The sequence below is a fragment of the Nonomuraea monospora genome, from assembly GCF_039531895.1.
Lineage (GTDB): Bacteria > Actinomycetota > Actinomycetes > Streptosporangiales > Streptosporangiaceae > Nonomuraea > Nonomuraea monospora.
This window is the reverse complement of record NZ_BAAAQX010000030.1, coordinates 23,787-45,232: the sequence shown is the minus strand read 5'-3', so window position 1 is coordinate 45,232 and position 21,446 is coordinate 23,787. Positions and strand designations below refer to the sequence as shown.

The 21,446-nt window shown below is 69.4% G+C and carries 16 protein-coding genes; 12 read left to right on the top strand and 4 right to left on the bottom strand.

The annotated features are described in order from the left end of the window. The first annotated feature begins 8 nt into the window (after positions 1-8). Entirely contained in the window at positions 9-1,295 is a 1,287-nt protein-coding gene (locus ABD331_RS41915; RefSeq protein ID WP_344488027.1) for an MFS transporter, read from the top strand. Here ABD331_RS41915 and ABD331_RS41910 read toward each other — a convergent pair. Next, positions 1,275-2,675, bottom strand: coding sequence for a CCA tRNA nucleotidyltransferase (locus tag ABD331_RS41910; RefSeq protein ID WP_344488025.1), 1,401 nt, complete (start codon positions 2,673-2,675; stop codon positions 1,275-1,277). The two genes, ABD331_RS41915 and ABD331_RS41910, sit on opposite strands and share 21 nt — an antisense overlap. Before the next feature lie 148 nt (positions 2,676-2,823). Between ABD331_RS41910 and ABD331_RS41905 the strand changes: the two genes are divergently transcribed. The 8 genes from ABD331_RS41905 to trxA all read left to right on the top strand — a co-directional run bounded on the left by ABD331_RS41905 (position 2,824) and on the right by trxA (position 11,795). After that, positions 2,824-3,348, top strand: a complete 525-nt coding sequence (locus tag ABD331_RS41905) for an aminoacyl-tRNA deacylase (RefSeq protein WP_344488023.1) — start codon at positions 2,824-2,826, stop codon at positions 3,346-3,348. A 53-nt stretch (positions 3,349-3,401) separates the two neighbouring features. Next, entirely contained in the window at positions 3,402-5,519 is a 2,118-nt protein-coding gene (locus ABD331_RS41900) for a DUF6049 family protein (protein WP_344488021.1), read from the top strand. Continuing rightward, a complete protein-coding gene (gene murJ, locus ABD331_RS41895) occupies positions 5,516-7,120 on the top strand; it encodes a murein biosynthesis integral membrane protein MurJ (protein ID WP_344488019.1) in 1,605 nt (534 codons plus the stop codon). Before ABD331_RS41900 ends, murJ begins: the two co-directional genes overlap by 4 nt. 166 nt (positions 7,121-7,286) lie before the next feature. After that, a complete protein-coding gene (locus ABD331_RS41890) occupies positions 7,287-8,813 on the top strand; it encodes a protein kinase family protein (protein WP_344488017.1) in 1,527 nt (508 codons plus the stop codon). Positions 8,814-8,828: 15 nt separating this feature from the next. Further along, positions 8,829-9,464, top strand: a complete 636-nt coding sequence (gene sigM, locus ABD331_RS41885; RefSeq protein WP_127937855.1) for an RNA polymerase sigma factor SigM — start codon at positions 8,829-8,831, stop codon at positions 9,462-9,464. Then, positions 9,454-10,389 carry an anti-sigma factor family protein gene (locus ABD331_RS41880; protein ID WP_344488012.1) on the top strand — a complete coding sequence of 312 codons (936 nt, stop codon included), beginning with the start codon at positions 9,454-9,456 and terminating at the stop codon, positions 10,387-10,389. The genes sigM and ABD331_RS41880 overlap by 11 nt, the downstream gene beginning before the upstream one ends. A gap of 146 nt (positions 10,390-10,535) precedes the next feature. Continuing rightward, on the top strand, positions 10,536-11,468 hold the full coding sequence (gene trxB, locus ABD331_RS41875; protein WP_344488269.1) for a thioredoxin-disulfide reductase: 933 nt from the start codon (positions 10,536-10,538) through the stop codon (positions 11,466-11,468). A gap of 12 nt (positions 11,469-11,480) precedes the next feature. Next, entirely contained in the window at positions 11,481-11,795 is a 315-nt protein-coding gene (gene trxA / locus ABD331_RS41870) for a thioredoxin (protein ID WP_225270509.1), read from the top strand. An 84-nt stretch (positions 11,796-11,879) separates the two neighbouring features. Here the strand turns inward: trxA and ABD331_RS41865 are convergent, their stop codons facing one another. Continuing rightward, positions 11,880-12,428, bottom strand: a complete 549-nt coding sequence (locus tag ABD331_RS41865; RefSeq protein ID WP_262380220.1) for a GNAT family N-acetyltransferase — start codon at positions 12,426-12,428, stop codon at positions 11,880-11,882. A 245-nt stretch (positions 12,429-12,673) separates the two neighbouring features. Between ABD331_RS41865 and ABD331_RS41860 the strand changes: the two genes are divergently transcribed. From ABD331_RS41860 to ABD331_RS41850, 3 genes are all read left to right on the top strand, one after another. After that, on the top strand, positions 12,674-13,999 hold the full coding sequence (locus tag ABD331_RS41860; protein ID WP_425566191.1) for an aminotransferase-like domain-containing protein: 1,326 nt from the start codon (positions 12,674-12,676) through the stop codon (positions 13,997-13,999). A gap of 374 nt (positions 14,000-14,373) precedes the next feature. Continuing rightward, complete coding sequence (locus ABD331_RS41855) at positions 14,374-15,333, top strand: D-alanine--D-alanine ligase family protein (protein WP_344488005.1); 960 nt, start codon at positions 14,374-14,376, stop codon at positions 15,331-15,333. 1,066 nt (positions 15,334-16,399) lie between these two features. Beyond that, positions 16,400-17,446 (top strand): threonine aldolase family protein, encoded by a 1,047-nt coding sequence (locus tag ABD331_RS41850; RefSeq protein WP_344488003.1) that lies wholly within the window; start codon positions 16,400-16,402, stop codon positions 17,444-17,446. Between the two features lie 447 nt (positions 17,447-17,893). On the opposite strand, the gene ABD331_RS41845 is transcribed toward ABD331_RS41850, so the two are convergent. Both ABD331_RS41845 and ABD331_RS41840 read right to left on the bottom strand, forming a co-directional pair. Then, a complete protein-coding gene (locus tag ABD331_RS41845; protein ID WP_344488001.1) occupies positions 17,894-18,859 on the bottom strand; it encodes a ParB/RepB/Spo0J family partition protein in 966 nt (321 codons plus the stop codon). 1,630 nt (positions 18,860-20,489) lie between these two features. Then, positions 20,490-21,425, bottom strand: a complete 936-nt coding sequence (locus ABD331_RS41840; protein ID WP_344487999.1) for a ParA family protein — start codon at positions 21,423-21,425, stop codon at positions 20,490-20,492. Between the last annotated feature and the right edge of the window lie 21 nt (positions 21,426-21,446).

Here is a 21,446-nt window from a genome sequence, read left to right as displayed (position 1 = left end):
CTGGCGGCGTGTCTTTCGTCGCCGATCTCCGCGTGGTCCTGCGGGGCCGGGACTTCAGAAGGCTGTTCAGCACCCGGCTGGTCTCCCAGTTCTCTGACGGGATCTTCCAGTTCGGGGTGACAGGGTTCGCCTTCTTCAGTCCAGAGAGCCAGACCACCGCCCTCGAAGTCGCCGCCGGGCTCGCCGTGCTGCTGCTGCCGTACAGCGTGCTCGGGCCCTTCGTGGGCGTCTTCATCGACCGGTGGTCGCGGCGGCAGATCCTCGTGGTGGCGCCGTTCATCCGCGGCATGCTGTTGCTGGTCGCCGCCGGGCTGGTGATCGCCGACGTGCCGGACGCGTGGTTCTACGGCGCGGCGCTGGCGGTGCTGGGGGTCAACCGGTTCTTCCTGGCGGCGCTCGGCGCCTCCCTGCCGCACGTGGTGCCGCCGGAGCGGCTGATCTCCGCCAACGCGGTGGTGCCCACCTCGGGCACGGTGGCCACGTTCATCGGCGCGGGCCTGGGCTTCCTGCTGCGGGAGATCTTCGGCGGCGCGGACGCGGGGGTGGCGCTGCTGCTGGTCACGTCCGGCGTGGTGTTCACGATGAGCGCGCTGGTGGCCCGGACGATGGACCGTCAGTTGCTCGGCCCGTGGCCCGACCCGAACCGGCCGCAGGCGCGCCAGGCGCTGCGCAACGTGGTCACCGGCCTGGCCGACGGCGCCAAGCACCTGGTGCGGCGCCGGGTGGCCGCCGCAACGATGGGCGCGATGGCCACGCACCGGTTCCTGTTCGGCATGTGCACCGCGCTCGGCATCATCCTCTACCGCTACTACTTCACCGACGGCGACGCCGACGCGGCGCTGCGCGGCATCGGCCTGGTGGTGGTGGCCGCCGGCGTCGGCACCGCGCTGGCGGTGGTGATCACCCCGTACGCGACCGAGCGGTTCGGGATCGAGCGCTGGGTGCAGATCGCGCTGGTCGCGGCCGGGGTGCTGACGGCGGCGCTGGTGCTGCCGTTCCAGGAGTGGGGGCTGCCGCTGGCCGGGTTCGTGCTGGGGCTGGCCGGGCAGAGCGTCAAGATCTGCGCCGACACGACCGTCCAGCGCGACGTGGAGGACATCTACCGGGGCCGCGCGTTCTCGATCTACGACATGCTCTTCAACGGCATGTACGTGCTCGCCGCGGCCCTCTCGGCGGCCATCCTGCCGCCGAACGGCAAGTCGTACGCGGTCGTGGTGATCATCTCGCTCGGCTACCCCGTGGCGGCGTTCGCCTACCGGATGATCACCACGCGGTCACGCGCCGACGTCGTTTGACCTGGCCCACTCCAGGAGCGCCGCCGTGGCGGCCTCCTTGCCGAGCACGCCCTTGTCGAGCCTGAGGTCGAGCAGGAACCTGTAGGCCTGCCCCACTATCGGCCCTGGCCCGACCCCGAGCACCTGCTGGATCTCGTTGCCGTCGAGCTCGGGCCGGATCTTGGCCAGCTCCTCCTCCTCGGCGAGCCTGGCGATGCGCTCCTCGAGGTGGTCGTAGGTGCGCGACAGGGCCGCCGCCTTGCGCTTGTTGCGGGTGGTGCAGTCGGCCCTGGTCAGCTTGTGCAGCCGGTCCAGCAGATGGCCGCCGTCACGCACGTAACGCCGCACCGCGCTGTCGGTCCACTCCCCCGTGCCGTAGCCGTGGAAGCGCAGGTGCAGCTCGACCAGCCGGGAGACGTCGGCCACCACGTCCTTGGGGAACTTCAGCTCGGTCATGCGCTTCTTGGTCATCTGCGCGCCGACCACCTCGTGGTGGTGGAAGGAGACCCGCCCGCCCGCCTCGTGGCGGCGCGTCTTCGGCTTGCCGATGTCGTGCAGGATCGCCGCCCAGCGCAGGATGCGGTCGGGCTTGCCGTCCTCCTCCTGCGCGATGGCCTGGTCGAGGACGGTGAGCGAGTGCTCGTACACGTCCTTGTGCCGGTGGTGCTCGTCGATCTCCAGGCGCAGCTTGGGCAGCTCGGGCAGCACGTGGGCGGCCAGGCCCGTGTCGACCAGCAGGCGCAGGCCCTCGCGCGGGTTGGCGCCACAGATCAGCTTGTCGAGCTCGTCGCGGATGCGCTCGGCGGAGACGATCTCGATGCGCTCGGCCATCGCGGTCATCGCCGCCACGGCCTGCGGGTCCACGGCGAAGCCGAGCTGCGAGGCGAACCTGGCCGCGCGCAGCATGCGCAGCGGGTCGTCGCCGAAGGACTGCTCGGGCGTGCCCGGCGTGCGCAGCAGCCGGCCGCGCAGGTCTTCCAGGCCGCCGTACGGGTCGACGAACTCGTGGCCCGGCAGGCGCACCGCCATCGCGTTGACCGCGAAGTCGCGCCGCTCCAGGTCGGCGTCGAGCGTCTCGCCGTACATCACCTCGGGCTTGCGGGACTTGGGGTCGTACGACTCGCTCCGGTACGTGGTGATCTCGATCAGCCAGCTCCCCTTGCGCAGGCCCACCGTGCCGAAGTCGATGCCGATCGTCCATACGGAGTCGGCCCAGTCCCTGACGATCTCCAGCACCCGCTCGGGGCGCGCGTCGGTGGTCAGGTCGAGGTCGTTGCCGATGCGGCCGAGCAGGAGGTCACGCACGGGACCGCCGACGAGGGCCAGCTCGTGGCCCTTGTCGGCGAACAGGCGGCCGAGCTCGTCGGCCACCGGTGCGATCTTGCGGAACAGGTCGGTCATGGCCCGCTGCTGGCTTTCGGTCAAGGTTGAGTCGGACAAACTGAGTCGGCCTTCTGCTTCCGGAACATATCCCCCGAGCCACACCAGGTCCGGGTTACCGTCGGTCAAGGGACCGTCGGGGGCCATGGACACAGGCAAGGAGGACTATATGAAGGACGCCCTCGCGATCCACCGCTGGCTCCTCGCACACCAGGTCCATCATGAGATCGTACGCCTTCCGCGTCCCATGACATGCGCGGAAGAGCTGCCGGAGACGGTCTCCGCCGCCCCTGAGCGGTGCCTGACGGTCACAGTGCTCGAAGTCACGACCTGGGTCGGCCGCGAGGTCGTCATCGGGGTCACCTCCCCCGTCTCCTCGCCTCCCCGGCCCGGAGCCGTCGGCGGATTGCTCGGCGCGCGCCAGGTACGCCCCGCGCCCGCCCACGTGGTCAACGCCACCACCGACTACGCCTGCGGGCTGGTGTGCCCGCTGCTGCTGCCCGAGTCGCTGCCGATGTTCATCGACGACCGGCTGCTGGCCGACACCGGGCCGCTCTACACCGCCACCGGCGAGCGTCACACAGCGCTGTGCCTGCGTGCTCTCGACCTGCTGGCCGTCCTGCCAGGCAAGATGGTCGACCTGCGCGGCTCGCGCCCGCGAGGATCGCGCGTGGCGGTCGCGCGACGGCACTGAGCCCGTACCATTGCGGGCGTGCGTCGTCGTCGTAGTCCAGGTCGGGCATCCGCGTGATCCGTAAGGCCACGCTGCTCGCCGCGCTGTCCGCCGCGTTGCTCGCCCCCCTGGTGGCGGTGACGCCAGGGTCTGCTGCCGCGAAACCGGCGCTGACCACCGTGCAGAGGCAGGGCTACACGGTGACGATCTCGTCGATCACGCCAGAGGCCCCCAGAAACCTGACCGATGAGATCAAGATCACCGGTACGGTGCGCAACGACACGGGGGCGCCCGTGACCGGGCTGCAGGTGCGCCTGCGCTACAGCAACCAGAGGCTCACCGACCGCGCCGCCATGGCCGCCTACCAGAACGACCAGAGCACCCAGACGCTCCCGGAGAACGTCTCCACCCGCAACTCCTACATGGACCTGGAGCCGCTCGCCGCGGGCGGCACGGCGCAGTGGACGATCACCGCGACCCCCGTGCAGCTCGGGCTGAGCCAGTTCGGCGTCTATCCGATCGCCGTGGACGTCGCCCAGTACTCCGTCCCGCAGGCCGCGCAGCGCACGTTCCTGACGTACGCGCCGGCCACGCCGCAGAAGCTGCCGCGCAACAAGATCGCCATCGCCCTGCCCGTCATCGACCAGCCGCACCGCGCGACCGACGACGCCGCGTTCGTGGACGACAAGCTGAGCCAGTCGCTGGCCGGCCGGGGCCGCCTGGCCGACCTGGCCCGCATCGCGCAGTCGGCGCCGTCCACCGTCACCTGGGTGTTCGACCCGGCGCTGCTCGACGACGTCAACCGGATGTCCAAGGGCTACAGCGTCAAGACCAAGGACGGCGAGGAGAAGAAGCCCGCCAGCGCCGAGGCCGCCCAGTGGCTGACGACCATGCGCAGCGCGCTGGCCGCCTCCCCCGTGGTCGCGACCCCGTACGCCGACCCCGACGTGGCGGCGCTGGCCCACCAGGGGCTCGACACGCAGACCCAGCGGGCGGTCGAGCTGGGCGGGCAGACGGCCAGGACACTGCTCAACCGCAACGCCAAGACCAACCTCGCCTGGCCCGCCGACGGCGTGCTCGACCCCGACGCACTCGACCTGCTGTCGGTCAGCGACGTCGACACCGTCCTGCTCAACGCCACCAACCTGCCGCCGCAGCAGGCCCTCCTCACCACGCCCGACGCCGCGGCGACCCTCGACTCGGTCAACGGCCCCGTCACCGCGCTGGTCGCCGACGCCGAGCTGAGCCGCCTGTTCGAGCCGGGCACCGGCACGTCCGTCGCGCTCAGCACGCAACGCTTCGTCGCCGAGACCGCGATGATCGCCTCCGAGCCGGGCCAGGTCACGCCGAGGTCGCTGGTCATCGCCCCCTCGCGGCGCTGGAACCCCAACCCCGCGCTCGTCACCGCCCTGGTCAAGGCGGCGGGCCGGCTGCCGTGGCTGCAGCCGGCCACGCTGGAGTCGCTCAAGCCGGCCAAGACCTCCACCCCGCGCGCCGGCCTGACCTACACCGACCAGGACCGCAAGGAGGAGCTGAGCCGCAAGTACCTCGACCCGGTCAAGGACATCTGGTCGAAGTCGCAGCTCACCTCGCTGATCATGCAGCAGAAGACGCAGTCCCGCTTCGACGCGGCGGTGCTGCGGCTGACCTCCTCCGCCTGGCGCAACAGCACGCGGGCGGGCCGCTCGGTGACCAACGAGGTCAAGAAGGCCGTGGACGGCAGGCTCGCCGAGATCAAGATCACCGGCGCCAGCCCCGACTCCCCGAAGACGCTCGCGGGCAGCAACGGCGTGGTGCCGATCAGCGTGAAGAACGAGCTCGGCGTGCCCATCGAGCTCTACATCGACATCAAGTCCGACAACCCCGAGCTGCTGACGGTGAACTTCGCGCAGCCCGAGCCGCTGACGATCGGCGGCGGGCAGAGCGGCACCGTGCAGGTCCAGATGAACGCCGCCCCCGACACCAGCGGCGACGCGACCGTGACCGTGCAGCTCAAGACCGCCGACGGGCAGCCGTACGGCAAGCCGCAGCGGCTGACGATCCGCACCACCGGCTACACGGGGATCGCCCTGGTGATCGTGGGCGCGGCGCTGACCGTGATGCTCGCCGCCGTGGTGACGCGGCTGCTGCGCCGCAGGTCCCAGCGCAAGCTCGCGCGTGCCGCCAAGAACCGGGAGAGTGAGACCGTATGAGCCGCATGCTGCGGGCCAGCGCCATCATGGCGGCGGGCACCATGGTGTCCAGGGTCACGGGCTTCGTGCGGACGATGGTCCTGGCCTACGCCATCGGCACCGCCGCGCTGGGCGACGCCTACAACGTGGCGTACGCGATCCCGTACGGCATCCTCGACCTGCTGCTCCTCGGCGTGCTCAGCAGCGTGATCGTGCCCATGGTGATCCGCGCCCAGCAGCACGACGAGGACGGCGGGCGGGCCTACGAGCAGCGGCTGCTGACCATCGCCACGGGCACGCTGGTCGTGGTCGCGGTGCTCGCCGTGCTGGCCGCGCCGCTGCTGATCGACCTCTACAGCGACTGGGCGCCGGGCAGCAGGCAGTACGAGGTGGCCGTCATGCTGGCCCGCTTCATCCTGCCGCAGCTCGCCTTCTTCGGCGTGGGCGCGGTGGCGGGCGCCATCCTCAACACCCGCGACCGCTACGGCGCCCCCATGTGGGCCCCGGTGCTCAACAACGTCGTCGTCATCGTGGTGTTCCTGCTCTACGCCGCGATCGGCACGGGCAGCGACATCAGCAAGGTCACCAACACCGACCTCGCGCTGCTGGGCCTGGGCACCACGGCCGGCATCGTGGCGCAGGCGGCGGTGCTCGTCGTGGCGCTGCGGCGGGTCGGGTTCTCCTTCGTGCCCCGTTTCGACCTGCGCAACGCCCGCCTGGGCGAGATGGGCAAGGCCGGCGTCTGGACGATCGGCTACGCGGTGGTCACCCAGCTCGGCTTCATGCTGACCGTCAACCTGGCCAGCTCGGCGGGCGACGCGGTGAAGGGGCACGGGGTCAGCCCGTACACGCTGGCGTTCCAGCTCTTCCAGCTCCCCTACGGCGTCATCGGCGTCTCGGTGATCACCGCGATGCTGCCGCGCATGAGCCGGGCCGTGAGCGAGGGGCGCTTCGAGGACGTGCGCGGCGAGTTCGGCTCGAACGTGCGGCTGATCTGCTCGCTGATGGTGCCCGTGTCGCTGCTGCTCATGGTGCTCGGGCCGGCGATCACCGTGCCGATCTACGGCCACGGCGCCAACAGCGTCGCCGACGCCGTCTACATCGGCAACGTGCTGCAGGTGTACGGGCTCGCGCTGGTGCCTTTCGCGATCTTCCAGCTCCTCCTGCGGGTCTTCTACAGCTTCGGCGACACCCGCACCCCCGTGTTCGTCGGGGCCGGGACGACGGCGGTCAACGCGGTGCTCATGGTGCTGCTGTACCTGGTGCTGCCGGCCGCGTACGCGGTGATGGGGCTGGCGCTGGCGTACGCGGTCGCGTACGGGCTGGGCGCGGTCCTGGCCTGGTGGCTGGCCAGCCGCCGGGTCGGCGGCCTGGGCGGCTGGGCCGTCGGCATGTCGATGACCCGGATGTACCTCGCCGCCCTGCCCACGGCCGTGCTGGCGCTGGCCGCGGTGTGGCTCGTGACGACCGTCTTCGGCGGGCTCGATTTTCTCAATTCGGTCATAGTGCTCGCCATCGGCGGCGGACTGGGTATGGTGCTCTATCTCGGCGTGGCCCACAGAATGCGCATCCCGGAGGTCAATTCGATCGTTGGGATGGTCGCGAGGCGGGTAGGTCGGTAAAGAACGCGGGCGGAATCTACTCGGCACTACCATGGAGCCCGACACGCGCGAATGGAAGCAGGAGGGGCGTGGGCGGATCCACCCGGCATAGCGTGCCTTCGTGGGACACGGCCACGCAGGTGAGTCGAACCATGAGCACGCCCGATCGGCCAAGCGGAGTGAGCCAGTGAGCAGCACGTCGGCCGTCGAACCCGGCACCCGTCTCGCCGAGCGCTTCCGGCTGGAGGACCGCGTCAGCGAGTCCGACGGCGCCACGTTGTGGAAGGCGATCGACGAGATCCTTGCCCGCCCTGTGGCGGTGCACACCTTCGCACCCGACTTTCCCCGGGTCCACGAGGTCGTCACGGCCGCCCGCGCGGCCAGCCGGCTGACCGACCCGCGCCTGACCCAGGTGTTCGACGCCGCCGAGGACGACAAGAGCGCCTACGTCGTCAGCGAGTGGGTCACCGGCGAGACGCTGACCGACCTGCTGGCCAACGGGCCGCTGGAGCCCGAGCGGGCGGCCGGGCTGGTCGCCGAGGCCGCCGAGGCCCTCGCGCACGCCCACGAGGCGCAGCTCTACCACCTGTGCCTGCGCCCGTCCCACCTGATGTGGACGAACGGCAACACGGTCAAGGTGCTCGGCGTGGCCGTCGACGCGGCCATGTGGGGCCTGACCACCGACCAGCCGGCGCTCGACGACGCCGAAGGGCTCGGCCGGCTGCTGTACGCGGGCCTGACCGGCCACTGGCCGGGCGACGAGGAGGAGGGCGGCCTGCCCGCCGCCCCCATGACCGACGGCCACTTCTGCACGCCCCGCCAGGTGACCGCGGGCGTGCCCGGCTACCTCGACACGGTCACCGTGCGGGCCTGCCTGCCGGAGTCGCGCAGGGGCCAGGGCGCGCTGTCCAGCCCCGCAGAGGTGGCCGAGTCACTGGCCGACGTGGCCAGGCCGATGCCGATCCCGATCTCCTACCCCTCGACCCCGGCGGTCGCCTCGGCGTCCCACACCGAGGGCCTGGACATCGCTCACCGGCAGAAGGCCGCCCCCATGCCGCCGCTGCCGCCTGTCACGATGCCGCAGCGCCCGTCGGGCGGCGGCGGGGGCAGCACGGTCAACCGCGTGCTGATGACGCTGGTGGTGCTGCTCGTCATCGCCGCCGTCGGCGTCGGCGCCTGGACGATCGGCCGCAGCCTGGGCAGCCCGACCGCGTCCGGCCCGGCCTCCGCCGCCCCCACCTCGACCAAGTCGGCCACGGTCGCCGTCGACGCCGTCAAGCCGAAGAACGCCAAGGGCTTCGACCCGCTCGGCGACGGCGACGAAAAGAGCGACATCGCGAAGCTGGCCATCGACGGCAAGCCCGGCACGCTGTGGAAGACCGAGACCTACACCAGCGCCGACCTGGGCAGGCTCAAGGACGGCGTGGGCCTGCTGCTCGACATGGGCAAGTCCATGCAGATCAGTGACGTGGTGGCTACGCTGTCCGATGCGTCGGGCGCGACCGTCGAGCTGAAGGTGGGCGACTCCCCCGACCTCGACTCGCTGAAGACCGTGGCGACCGAGAAGAACGCCGCAGGTAAGACGACTCTCACCCCCGAAGAGGCGACAAGCGGTCAGTACGTTTTGATCTGGTTTACGCGTGTTCCGACGGATGCAGGCACTTTTCATGGCACCATCTATGAGGTAGTGGTGCACTCTCCCGGATCGGCATAATCAGGAATCTCTCTTGTGAACTCCCCACCCGAGACACCCTCAGCAGCGGAGCGGCCGGCGGTCACAGACGCCGAGCTGCTCACCGCGCATATCAACGGGGATCCACACGCCTTCAGTGAAATCGTCAAAAGGCACCGCGACCGCATGTGGGCGGTCGCACTGCGTACGCTCGGTGACCCCGACGAGGCCGCCGACGCCGTGCAGGACGCCTTCGTCTCCGCATATCGCAAGGCCGCCACGTTTCGCGGCGAGGCGGCCGTCACGACCTGGCTGCACCGGATCGTGGTGAATGCCTGCCTCGACCGGATGCGCCGCAAGTCCGTCCGGCCCGTCGCCGACGACGAGCTGATCGAGGCGGCCGAGCGCGAGACGCCGCTGCCCGACCAGACCGTCGAGCGCGAGGTCTCGATGGAGGTTTCGGCCGCGCTGAAGCTGCTGCCCGCCGACCAGCGGGCCGCACTGGTGCTGGTGGACATGATGGGCTATTCGGTCGAAGACGCAGCTCAGGTGCTTCAGGTGCCCAGCGGCACCGTGAAGAGCCGCTGTGCGCGAGGCCGCGCGAAACTTGCCCCAATTCTTTCGCATCTGCGGAACCGATCGGACCTCAATCGCGTCTCATCCGCGAAGGGAGCAGAACTTCGTGACGGGTGATACGCACTACGATCTGGAAATCCTCGCCGAGCTGGCAGAGGGTCTCCTGGACGCAGGCACGGCGCGCCAGGTCCGCGAGCATCTCGCGGTCTGCGACCCCTGTGGGGAGCTTCTGGCCGACCTGGCGGCGGTTCGCGAGGTGCTGGCCGCGACCCCCACACCGGCCATGCCGATGGGTGTCGCACTGCGCATCGACAAGGCCCTGGCAGCCGAGGCTGAGTCCCGGCGTGGCGGGGGTGTCGGCCTCGTGGAAACGCCTGACTGGGATGAGCTCATGCGGGACGCCCCGTGGGAGCGGCGTCCGGCCATGGCCTCCTCGGTGGTTTCCGGGGCCGACGGCGTCCGTGAGATTCCCGAGCCGGTACGTCTCGGCGTGGTCTCCGACGACGGCACCATCGTCCCCGCCGAGACCCGCACCATGCGGCGACGGCGCTGGGCGATGCCCGCGGTCGCCGCCGCGGCGGCGGCCGTCGTGGTCGGCACGGCCGTGGCCTCCACGGGCCTGCTGGCGAGCGGCGGTGACAGCGGCACGAGCGTCGCGCCACCGATCGCCCTGCCACCGGCGCAGCCTTCCCAGTCTTCTGAGCAGCCGAAGGGCCATTTGAAGGCCAGGGGCTACGCCGTGACCAACAGCGACCACAACTACAGCGACCCTGAGCTGAGGATGTCGCTGGAGAGCTTCCTGGCGCCGGCTCCGGCCGTGCTCGACACCTCCAACGGGGCCGACGCGGTCTCCAAGTGTGTCAGCGCGGTCTCCAAGCGGTCCAAGCTCGACGTGTTCGCCGTGGACCAGGGCCAGTACAACGGCCAGGAGGCGCTCGTCGTGGCCTCCTGGAAGCAGCGGGCCGCCAAGAAGGTCCGCATCGACGTCGTCGACCCGTTCAACTGCAAGAACCTGCGTAAGCCCGCACTGGGCCGCTGGTAACGGTCGTCCGTAAGTTAGCCCACGTCAGAGCCCGCTTCGGCGGGCTCTTTCGTTTCTCCCCGCGTTGCCGGGTAGGGCGGGGAATCAGGGCGGCCTAGGATTCGTTGACGCCGGTGCAATCAGCAGACGAGGAAGGCGTGACAGCGTTGAGCGACGTCCGTAACGTGATCATCATTGGTTCCGGCCCTGCCGGCTACACGGCGGCCGTCTACTCCGCGCGCGCCGAACTCAAGCCGCTCGTCTTCGAAGGCTCCGTGACCGCCGGCGGCGCGCTCATGAACACCACCGACGTGGAGAACTTCCCCGGGTTCCCCGACGGCATCATGGGCCCCGACCTCATGGACAACCTTCGCAAGCAGGCCGAACGGTTCGGCGCCGAGCTGGTGGCGGACGACGTCGTCGAGGTGGACCTGAACGCCAACCCCAAGGTGGTCAAGACCCACACCGACACCTACTACGCCAAGTCGGTCATCCTGGCGATGGGCTCCGGCTACCGCGAGCTCGGCCTGAAGAACGAGAAGCGGCTGTCCGGCCACGGTGTGTCCTGGTGTGCGACCTGTGACGGGTTCTTCTTCCGCAACAAGGACATCGTGGTCGTCGGCGGTGGCGACACCGCGATGGAGGAGGCCACGTTCCTGACCCGGTTCGGGCGCATGGTGACGGTGGTGCACCGCCGTGACGAGCTGCGCGCCAGCAAGATCATGCAGGACCGGGCGTTCGCCAACGACAAGATCCGCTTCGTCTGGGACTCCGAGGTCGTCGACGTGCTGGGCGAGACCAAGGTCGACGCGGTCAAGCTGCGCAACGTCAAGACCGGCGAGGAGTGCGAGCTGGCGACCGACGCGCTGTTCCTCGCGATCGGCCACGACCCCCGCACCGAGCTGGTCAAGGGCCAGATCGACCTCGACGAGGACGGCTACATCAAGGTGGCCTCCCCCTCCACGGCGACCAACATCGACGGCGTGTTCGCCGCCGGCGACGTCGTCGACCACACCTACCGCCAGGCCATCACCGCGGCGGGCACCGGCTGTGCGGCCTCGCTCGACTCCGAGCGCTGGCTCGCCGACAACGAGAAGTAAGGGAGCGCAACCGTGAAGGCTGTCACCGACGCCACTTTCGAGTCCGAGGTCCTCAAGAGCGACAAGCCCGTGCTGGTCGACTTCTGGGCGGAGTGGTGCGGCCCGTGCCGTCAGGTCGCGCCCATCCTCCAGGAGATCGCCAACGAGCACGGCGACAAGCTGGAGATCGTCAAGCTGAACATCGACGAGAACCCTGAGGTGCCCCGTCAGTACGGTGTGCTCCAGATCCCGACGATGAACGTCTACAAGGGTGGAGAGGTCGTGAAGCAGATCATCGGCGCCAAGCCGAAGGCCATGCTGCTGCGCGAGCTCGAGGGCATCATCTAGGACGCCCAGCGAGAAACGCCCCGCGATCGTCACCGGTCGCGGGGCGTTTGTCTTGTGCTCGTATTCTGCGGGGCTGTGGTGGCGTCAGACGGGACGTAGCGCCCGTTCCGGGCTCATGGAGCCGAGGAGCCGTTCAAGGGCCACCTCGACGTCCTCACGCCACGAGACCGCGCTCTTGAGCTCCAGCCGCAACCGCGGAAATCTCAAATGCGGACGAACGGTCTTAAACCCCACAGAAAGCAAGTATTCCGCTGGAACGACGCAACTAGGCTCTTCCCACTTGAGGTCCCCGAAAGCTTCAATGGCTTTCACGCCGCGCCGCGTCAGGTCCTTGGCCACCCCTTGAATCAGCATCCGGCCCAGCCCGCCGCCCGAGAACTCGGGAATGATGTGCGCGGTCATCAGCAACACCGCGTCCGCGCTCACCGGCGAGGTCGGGAAGGCCACCGAACGCGGGGTGTAGAGCGGCGGGCTGTAGAGCACGAACCCGGCGGGCACGCCGTCGACGTAGGCGATCTTGCCGCAACTCCCCCACTCCAGCAGCGTGCCGGAGATCCAGGCTTCCTTCTCCAGGGTCGGATCGCCAGAATCCACCGCCCGCTCCCCGCTCATGGGGTCGAGCTCCCAGAACACGCACCTTCGGCAACGGCGCGGAAGATCTTCAAGATTGTCCAGGGTTATGTTGACCAGCCGGCGCGACAACTACGGCCCCTATCGTTGACCCGGAAAAGCGCGCGAAAACCGCGTCTACAGGTGGCATCGTAGCCCAGTGAAGATGCCGCCACCGGACACCACGACGGTCGAGCCCGGCGACGGGCGACATGTCCGTCTGGCGTAATCTGGTATTTCAGCCCGATATGACACCTAGGAGGTGGGCCGTGACAGAAGAGCTGGATCACGGTCAGACGCCCGCGACCCAAGGGTCGCGCATCGACGCTTACGTCGATCGGTACGCCGCGCGAGCTACCGGGATGGTCGCCTCCGAGATCCGAGCTCTTTTCGCCGTCGCGTCGAGGCCCGAGGTGGTCTCGCTCGCGGGCGGCATGCCGTACGTCACGGCTCTTCCCCTCGACATGGTCGGCGAGCTGGTCTCCGACCTCGTCACGCGGCGCGGCCCCGTCGCGCTGCAGTACGGCTCCGGCCAGGGCGACCCGCATCTGCGCGAGCAGATCTGCGAGGTCATGCGGCTGGAGGGGATTCACGCCGGGGCGAACGACGTGGTCGTCACCGTCGGTTCGCAGCAGGCCCTCGACCTGATCACCCGCATCTTCATCGATCCGGGCGACGTCGTGCTGGCCGAAGGCCCCTCCTACGTGGGGGCACTGGGTACGTTCGCCGCCTACCAGGCCAAAGTGGTCCATATCGCCATGGACGATCAGGGCATCGTGCCCGAATCGCTGGCCCAGACCATCTACGCCCTGGAGACCGCCGGCGCGCCCATCAAGTTCCTCTACACGATCCCGACCTTCCACAACCCGGGCGGCGTCACCCTGAACATCGCCCGCCGCCAGCAGGTGCTCGACATCTGCCAGCGGGCCGGGATCCTCATCATCGAGGACAACCCGTACGGGCTGCTCGGCTTCGACGGCGAGCCCATGCGCGCCCTGCGCGCCGACAACCCCGACGGCGTGGTCTACCTGGGCTCGTTCTCCAAGACGCTGGCCCCCGGCTTCCGCGTCGGCTGGGCGCTCGCGCCGCACGCCATCCGCGACAAGCTCGTGCTGGCCATGGAGTCGGCCGTGCTGTCGCACTCGTCGTTCACGCAGCTCGCGGTGGGCCAGTACCTCGCGACGCAGCCGTGGCACGAACAGATCAAATCCTTCAGGGAGCTCTACCGCGAACGCCGCGACGCGCTGCTCGACGCGCTCGAATCCCTGATGCCGCCCGAGGTCTCCTGGACCAGGCCCGGCGGCGGCTTCTTCGTCTGGGCCACCCTGCCCGAAGGTCTCGACTCCAAGGCGATCCTGCCGCGGGCCGTGGCCGAACGGGTCGCGTTCGTGCCCGGCACCGGGTTCTTCTCCGACGGCAGCGGGGCGCGGCACATGCGGCTGTCGTACTGCTTCCCCGAGCCCGACCGCATCCGGGAAGGGGTGCGGAGGCTCGCCGGGGTGATCGAGCAGGAGATCCAGCTCCGGGACACCTTCGGCACCGCCTCCGCCCGCGACCACCAGGGCGTCGACACGCCGGGGCCCGATCTGGCCTGATCCACCGGCAGGCCGGCGTCGCCCAGCGCGCGACGCCGGCCTGCCGCTTTCTTCGGCCTGTCGCTTCTTGAGGTACGTGCACCCCCTGCGCCCGCCAGATCCCTGAGGTACGTGCTCCCTGAGGTGGTACGTGCTCCCTTTCTGCCCCCTGCGCTTCCCCACGTCCCTGAGGCACTTGCACCCTGCGTCCCCAGGCTTCCGGATCCTCCCTTCCCGGAGAAGCCGGATCCTTCCCTTCCGGAGGAGCCGGATCCTTCCCTTCCCGGAGGAGATGGCATGGGATCGCCGGAGAAAGCACCTCCCGTACACCATTAGCCCCGGCCGCCGGTACGGTTGGACAGCCTGCCATCAGCGGCGTCAGCAGAGGAGATGTGATGAGCGATCTGGGCCACGTGCTCGTGCTGGCCGGAGGCCTCTCCTACGAGCGGGAGGTGTCTCTGCGCTCGGGTCGCAGAGTCAGCGAGGTGTTGCGCGCCACGGGCACCGACGTGGAGACCCGCGACACCGACGCCTCCCTCGTGCCCTACATCCTCGCCGACCCGCCGGACGCCGTCTTCGTCACCCTCCACGGCGGCGCGGGCGAGGACGGCGCCATCCGCTCCGTGCTGGAGCTCCTCAACGTGCCGTACGTCGGCGCCGACCCCGACGCCTGCCGCGTGGCCTTCGACAAGCCCACCGCCAAGGCCGTCGTCCGCTCCGTCGGCCTGCGCACCCCCGCCTCCGTCACCCTCCCCAAGGAGACCTTCCACGACCTGGGCGCCACCGTCGTCCTCGGCCGCATCGTCGAACGCCTCGGCCTGCCCCTCTTCGTCAAGCCCGCCCGCGGCGGCTCCGCCCTGGGCGCCTCCTTCGTCCCCACCGCCGAAGAGCTGCCCGCCGCGATGGTCGGCTGCTTCGCGTACGGCGACACCGCGCTGATCGAGCGGTACGTCGAGGGCGTCGAGGTGGCCGTCTCCGTCGTCGACCTCGGATCCGGCCCCATCGCCCTGCCCGCCGTCGAAATCGTCCCCGACGAAGGCGTCTACGACTACGCCGCCCGCTACACCGCCGGCCACACCGAGTTCTTCGCCCCCGCCCGCCTCTCCGCCGCCGCAGCCGCCGCCTGCGCCTCCACCGCCGTAACCGCCCACACCGCTCTGGGACTGCGCGACATCTCCCGAACGGACCTCATCGTGGACGGAGACGGGGTGCCGCACTTCCTTGAGGTCAACGTGGCACCGGGGATGACGGAGACCTCCCTGCTGCCTATGGCGGCTGAGGCGGCGGGCCAGGATCTCGGCGAACTCTGCCGAACGCTCCTCCAGAACGCGGCCTCCCGCTCCGCCGCTTCCTAGCGAGGGCGGCAGGTGTGTCGGCACCCTGGGGTGGCTGTTCGGTTGGTTAAGGCTCAGGGTGCGGCGGTCTACGGCCGCAGCACCGTACACACGTGAAGTCTCACCCTGAGCCCCCACTACTCCCCCGCACATGTGATGCCGTGTTCGCCTTACACGCGCTCACACCCGGCACGACGGACACACGCCCGCCATACTCCCCCGCCCCACGCCCACACCCGCCGGACAAGCGCATCACAGGCACCCGCCACACGACCTCGCGCCACGCACGCCCATGCATGCACGGCCTCAGGCACCCACGCCCATGCATGCGCGGCCTCAGGCACCCAAGCCGCATGCACCCGCCTACACCCAGCAGCAGGGGGGCGAGGAGTGGAGCGAGGGACGTGGGTGGGAGCGGAGTGCGCAAGGCGAGGCTTGGGCGAGATCGGGAGCGGCGGGGAGTGGGGCGATACGTCGGCGCGTCGGCGGGCCGCAGCGGGCCGGTGTGCGGTGAGTGTATGCGGTAGGGCGCGTTGCGTGCGCCTGGGGTGCGGCGCATGACGCGCGGCGTGGTGTGCGGGCGCATGACGCGCGGCGTGGTGTGCGGACGTGTGACGCTTGTGTGGGGGGTGGGTGTGGGTGCGGGTGTAACGCGGGCGTGTGGCGTGCGCGTGTAGCGCGGTCGTGGGGCGACGTTCCGTGTGTATGACGTGGGCGCGTGCGTGGGGCGCGAGACCGCGGCATGGCCTCCCGCCCACGTCCCCGCCCCACTACTCCTCTCACCCACTCCCCTCCCGTCCAACCGCCGCCGCTTCCTCCCCACCCACGCGGCGGCCAGCCGCGCGCCCCTCCCCTTCACCACCCACCGCCATGACGCCGTCACCCCACCCCTTGAGTCACCCACCCTTACGGCGCCCGCCCCTTGAGACACCCGCCCCTTGAGACACCCGCCCCTTGAGACACCCGCCCTTGCGGCGCCCACCCTTACGGCGCCCACCCCTGAGGCGCCCCACCGCTGAGGCCCTCACTCGGCGGCACCCCACCCTGGAGGCACCGAAGCTCCCACACCCATAAGTAGCCTTACAACGTGCCGATCGATCCGATGTACCCCAAGAGCTTCGCCAGCGACAACCACGCCGGCGTGCACCCCACCATCCTCGAAGCCATCTCCGCCGCGAACGTCGGCGACGCCCCCGCCTACGGCGACGACACCTGGACATCAACCTTCGAGGAGAAAATCAAGGAAACATTCGGCCCCACCGCCGAGGGCTTCGCGGTCCTCAACGGAGCAGGCGCCAACATGGTCGGCCTCGCCCTCATGCTGGGCCGCTACGACGCCATCATCTGTGCCGACAGCGCCCACATAGCCACCCACGAAGCCGGCGCATCGGAACGCCTGCTCGGCGTGAAGCTCATGACCGTCCCGACCGAGGACGGCAAACTACGCCCCGCCGACATCAAGTCGCGCCTGGACGGCCTCGGCAACCACCACGTGTCCCAGCCCGCCGTCGTCTCCATCACGCAGACCACAGAACTAGGCACCACCTACTCCCCCGCCGAGATCGCCGCCATCGCCGAAGTGACACACGAGGCAGGTCTCCGCCTCCACCTCGACGGCGCCCGGCTCGCCAACGCGGCCGCCTTCCTCAACTGCGACCTGAAGGCCGTCACCACGGACGCAGGGGTGGACGTGTTCGGCTTCGGCGGCACCAAGAACGGCGCCCTGGCGGCCGAGGCGGTCGTCGTCCTCGATCCATCACTGGCCCACGCCGTACCGTTCCTCCGCCGCCAGTCTCTGCAACTCGCCTCGAAGATGCGCTTCATCTCAGCGCAACTCTCTGCTCTCCTCACGAACGACCTCTGGCGCCAGAACGCCTCCCACGCCAACGCGATGGCCACCCGCCTGGCGACCGGCCTCGCGGATGTCCCAGGCGTCTCGCTCGCGCACCCGGTGCAATCCAACGCCGTCTTCGCCACTCTCCCGCCGACCGTCGCCGAGCCGCTCCGCCGCCGCTACCTCTTCCACTACTGGGACGAGGCCGCAGGCACGGTCCGCTGGATGACCGCCTTCGACACGACACCGGAACACGTGGACGACTTCCTCGACGACATCCACAAGGCCGCCGCGACGTAACAGCGAAGGCCGCCAACAATCCGCGCCTCTCCGGTTTCACGTGAAACACGCCCCCCGAAGAGCCACCGTCCACGCGACGCCCGCAGCAGCGTCGCCAACTCCCCCACCGCACAGTTTCACGTGAAACACCGCAGCGACCGATGGTGCGGCAGACAACCCTCCGGCACTCCCCCAGCCCCATGAAGTCCGCCATCAAGCAAGCCGCAGCGAACGTCGCTCAGACAGAGCGCACCGCCGCCCACTCCCCATGTTTCACGTGAAACAGCGCCTAGCATCACCGCGAAACCCCAGCCCGCTCTTCACGCCCATGTTTCACGTGAAACACCGCTCGCCCAGCGCCCCAGCCAACTAGCTGCTAGCCACCGAAAGACGCCGAACCAGCCGAGCTGGCCGAGCTGGCCGAGTCTGGTAAGACCGGCAGAGTCGGCAGGGCCAGCCGCCGATCAGTCAGTCCTCGCCATCCCGCATCGCACGCACCGCTTCAGGCGCCATGGTGCCGATGATGCGCTCAAGGTCATCGATCGTCGCGAACTCCACAACGATCCGCCCCTTCCTGCGCCCCAGATCCACCTTCACCTTGGTCTCGAAGTGATCCGAGAGCCGGTCGGCAAGGTGCGTAAGCCCAGGCGCAGTCGGCTTGGCCGTCTGACGCTCCCGCGGCGGCGACTTGGCCGCCTTGGCGCTCCCCATGGCCACGATCTCTTCCACGGCCCGCACCGAGAGAAGCTCCGCCACGATGCGCTTGGCAAGCGTTATCTGCTCTTCCGCGCTCTCAAGCCCCAGCAGGGCCCGCGCATGACCGGCACTGATGACCTGAGCGGCCACCTTCCGCTGCACTTCGGGCGGAAGATTCAGGAGACGCAACGTATTGGTGATGTGAGAACGGGAACGACCGACCTTCTTGGCAAGCTGATCGTGCGTCGCCTGGAAGTCATCAAGGAGTTGCTGGTACGCCGCCGCCTCTTCCAACGCGTTCAACTGCTCGCGCTGCAAGTTCTCGATGAGGGCGTCACGCAGAAGATCGGTGTCCTGGGTGTTCCTGACGATCGCCGGCACCGGATCGAGATCCGCCCGCTGGCACGCCCGCCAGCGCCGCTCCCCCATGATCAGCTCGTACTTGCCACCACCGACCGATCGCACCACGATCGGCTGCAGAAGACCGACCTCTTGGATGGACTCCGCCAGCTCCTTGAGCCGCTCCTCCTCGAAGATCTCACGCGGCTGCCGCGGGTTGGGGACGATCGCGGAGAGGGCGATCTCTTTGAAGTACGCCCCAGCGATCGGCTTCGGCCCCGTCTCCCCCGTTGACCCGTTGGACGCGGTCGGCGCCGCCGCCCCCGTACCGTCAACGATGGGACCGGTCGGGATGAGCGCCCCGAGCCCCTTGCCCAATCCCCGCCGCTGCTGACTCACTGCGTCTCCTCATCCACCCGGTAGATTCCGGTCTCCAGGGAAGGTTACCGTCGCCCGCCCCGCGGGGTGCCCCCTCGCCACACACCACCCGGTTGGATTTACACCGACACGGTCACAAACCTGCCCAACTCGTGACTGAGCTCCAAGATGCACCTGTCCCGCCCCGGCCACACGCCAACCACCCGTGCCATGTACACGCTCCAGGCGCACGTGCCGAGCACAAGCGTCGGGCGCGGCTGTACGCGAGGTTGGGGTGGGCAAGCCAAGCGGGGACGAGGTGAGCCAGGAGCGAAGAGAGCGAGGAGCGGGCGAACCCACGCCGGAGGCGAACCGGAGCCGCGACACAGTCCGGAGGCAGACCGGGAGTGTGGCAACGGAACGCCAAGGCGGACCTTGATACCAACCCACTAGCGCGGCAGGAGCGCGCCGGAGGCAGCCGCAGAGACGGACGAGAAGCGGATGGAAGGCGGAGGGGGGCGGAGAGGAGGCGGACCAAAGGCAGACCAGAGGCGGCCCTCAAGCGCAGCGGACGCGGGTGAGGAGCGCCGCAGAGCAAGCCAAGAGCGAGGCGGAGGCGGGCCAGCACGCCGGCGTACGCCAGGGCGGAGGCGGGCCAGCACGCTGGCATAGGCCAGGGCGGTGGCGATGCCGATGCGCCAGGGCAGCATGACCACCCGGCCTGGATGCCTTTCACAGGCCCGGCCGAGCATGCTGCTGATGAGCATGGCAGGACGGGAAGAGCTGTGCACGGCGTGCGCCTCGTGTGGCTGGCACGATACACAGGGCAAGGGTACGCGGCGAATGCCGGCTCGCGTTGCGTAAAGAGCCTCCCCTGTGCTTGGCCTTCTGATACACGATCACGTGGGCGGTGTCACGGCCGCCTTGCAGGGTGCGCAGTGGCGGTGCGCAGTGGTGGGCGAGCGGGAGGCGCGGATCGCTACGCGCGTTTGGCCGTGCGCGTTGGCATGCGTGCGGCGCCCGGTTGTGCGCGTGCGTCCGGACGTGCTCGGCGGTCCAGCCGCAGGGGTGGCATGCCGTGCTGGGCATGAAGGCTGCGGCACTGCGAAACACCGCACACCACGGGGCACCGCGCACCACGGGGCACCGCGTACCACAGGGCACCGCGCACCACGGGGCACCGCGCACCACGAAGGGTGAAGTACCGTGCCACCGGCGACCACCGCGAAGGGCTGCGCACCTACAAGCACCGCCTCGCGGACCGCGGTGGGTCACGCATGAGCGGACCTGCGTAAGACCTCGCGTGGGCACTCAAGGCGTTGTGGATACCGAAGGCATCGTGGGCGGTGTGGCGTTCGTGAGCGTGGGCGTGGGGCATGCAGGCGTGCGCGTACAGCACAAGAGCTGGACGCCGGAAGGGAGTAGATCACCGTCCAAGCCCGCGCACGCCACACACAACGCACTCCCCCGCAACGAAGCACCGCCCCGCACCAAAGCACCAACCCCGGTGGGGGCCGCTGCACTCGTCAGGGACCCTCACCGGCCCGGGGATCACATGGGGCCGAGGCCACGCATCCCCCACGAGGTCACCGGCAGCGATTCGGACGTCGCTCGCCCGAGGTGAGAACGGACCGACCCGGTTCCCTTCAACCCGTGCGTGGAAGAAGCGCGGTCAGGCGACGACGGCTCGGTGGGCGATTTCGCGGGCGGCGTCCATGTAGGCCATCGCGCCGCTGGATCCCGGGTCGTACGTCATCACCGACTGCCCGTAGCTGGGCGCCTCCGACAGGCGGACGCTACGCGGGATCACCGTGTTGAGCACCGTCTCACCGAAGTGGGCCCGTACTTCCTCCGCCACCTGCGACGCCAGCCGGGTACGGCCGTCGTACATCGTCAGCACGATGGTGGAGAGCTGCAGCGTCGGGTTCAGATGGGCCTTGATCAGGTCGACGTTCCGGAGCAGCTGCCCGAGCCCTTCCAGCGCGTAGTACTCGCACTGGATGGGGATCATGACCTCGTCGGCGGCGACCAGGGCGTTCACGGTCAGGAGGCCGAGGGATGGTGGGCAGTCGATCACGATGTAGTCGAAGTCCACGCCCTCGTAGGCGGCCAAGGCGCGGCGGAGGCGGGCTTCGCGGGCGACCAGGGAGACGAGCTCGATCTCCGCGCCCGCCAGGTCGATGGTGGCCGGGGCGCAGTAGAGGTTGGGCATCTCGGGCACCTGCTTGACGATGTCGGCCATCGGCAGGTCGTCGACCAGCACTTGGTACACGTCCGGCACGTCGCCGCGATGCTCAGTCGCCAAGGCGGTGGAGGCGTTGCCCTGGGGGTCGAGGTCGACCACGAGGACGCGCTGCCCGTGCATGGAGAGGGCGGCGGCAATGTTGACCGAGGTGGTCGTCTTGCCCACGCCGCCCTTCTGGTTGGCAACCGCGATCACTCTGGTTTTGGCTGGACGCGGCCAGGTGCCGTTACCCTCGCTCGTCGGCTCACCCGTCTGGGCGGCCGTCTGGGTGGCGGATGTTTCACGTGAAACCACTGAGCTGAGGGCCTCTCGTACCAGGGGCGAATCACCGGGGTTCAGGGGGGTCTGGGTCACGTTGGCCATCCTTTCAACCAGTGGTGTGCC

Coding starts and splice junctions, on each gene's coding strand:
- ABD331_RS41910 (WP_344488025.1), bottom strand. CDS start 2,675: ATGACCGACCTGTTCCGCAAGATCGCACCGGTGGCCGACGAGCTCGGC.
- ABD331_RS41855 (WP_344488005.1), top strand. CDS start 14,374: ATGAGCGATCTGGGCCACGTGCTCGTGCTGGCCGGAGGCCTCTCCTAC.
- ABD331_RS41905 (WP_344488023.1), top strand. CDS start 2,824: ATGAAGGACGCCCTCGCGATCCACCGCTGGCTCCTCGCACACCAGGTC.
- murJ (WP_344488019.1), top strand. CDS start 5,516: ATGAGCCGCATGCTGCGGGCCAGCGCCATCATGGCGGCGGGCACCATG.
- ABD331_RS41840 (WP_344487999.1), bottom strand. CDS start 21,425: ATGGCCAACGTGACCCAGACCCCCCTGAACCCCGGTGATTCGCCCCTG.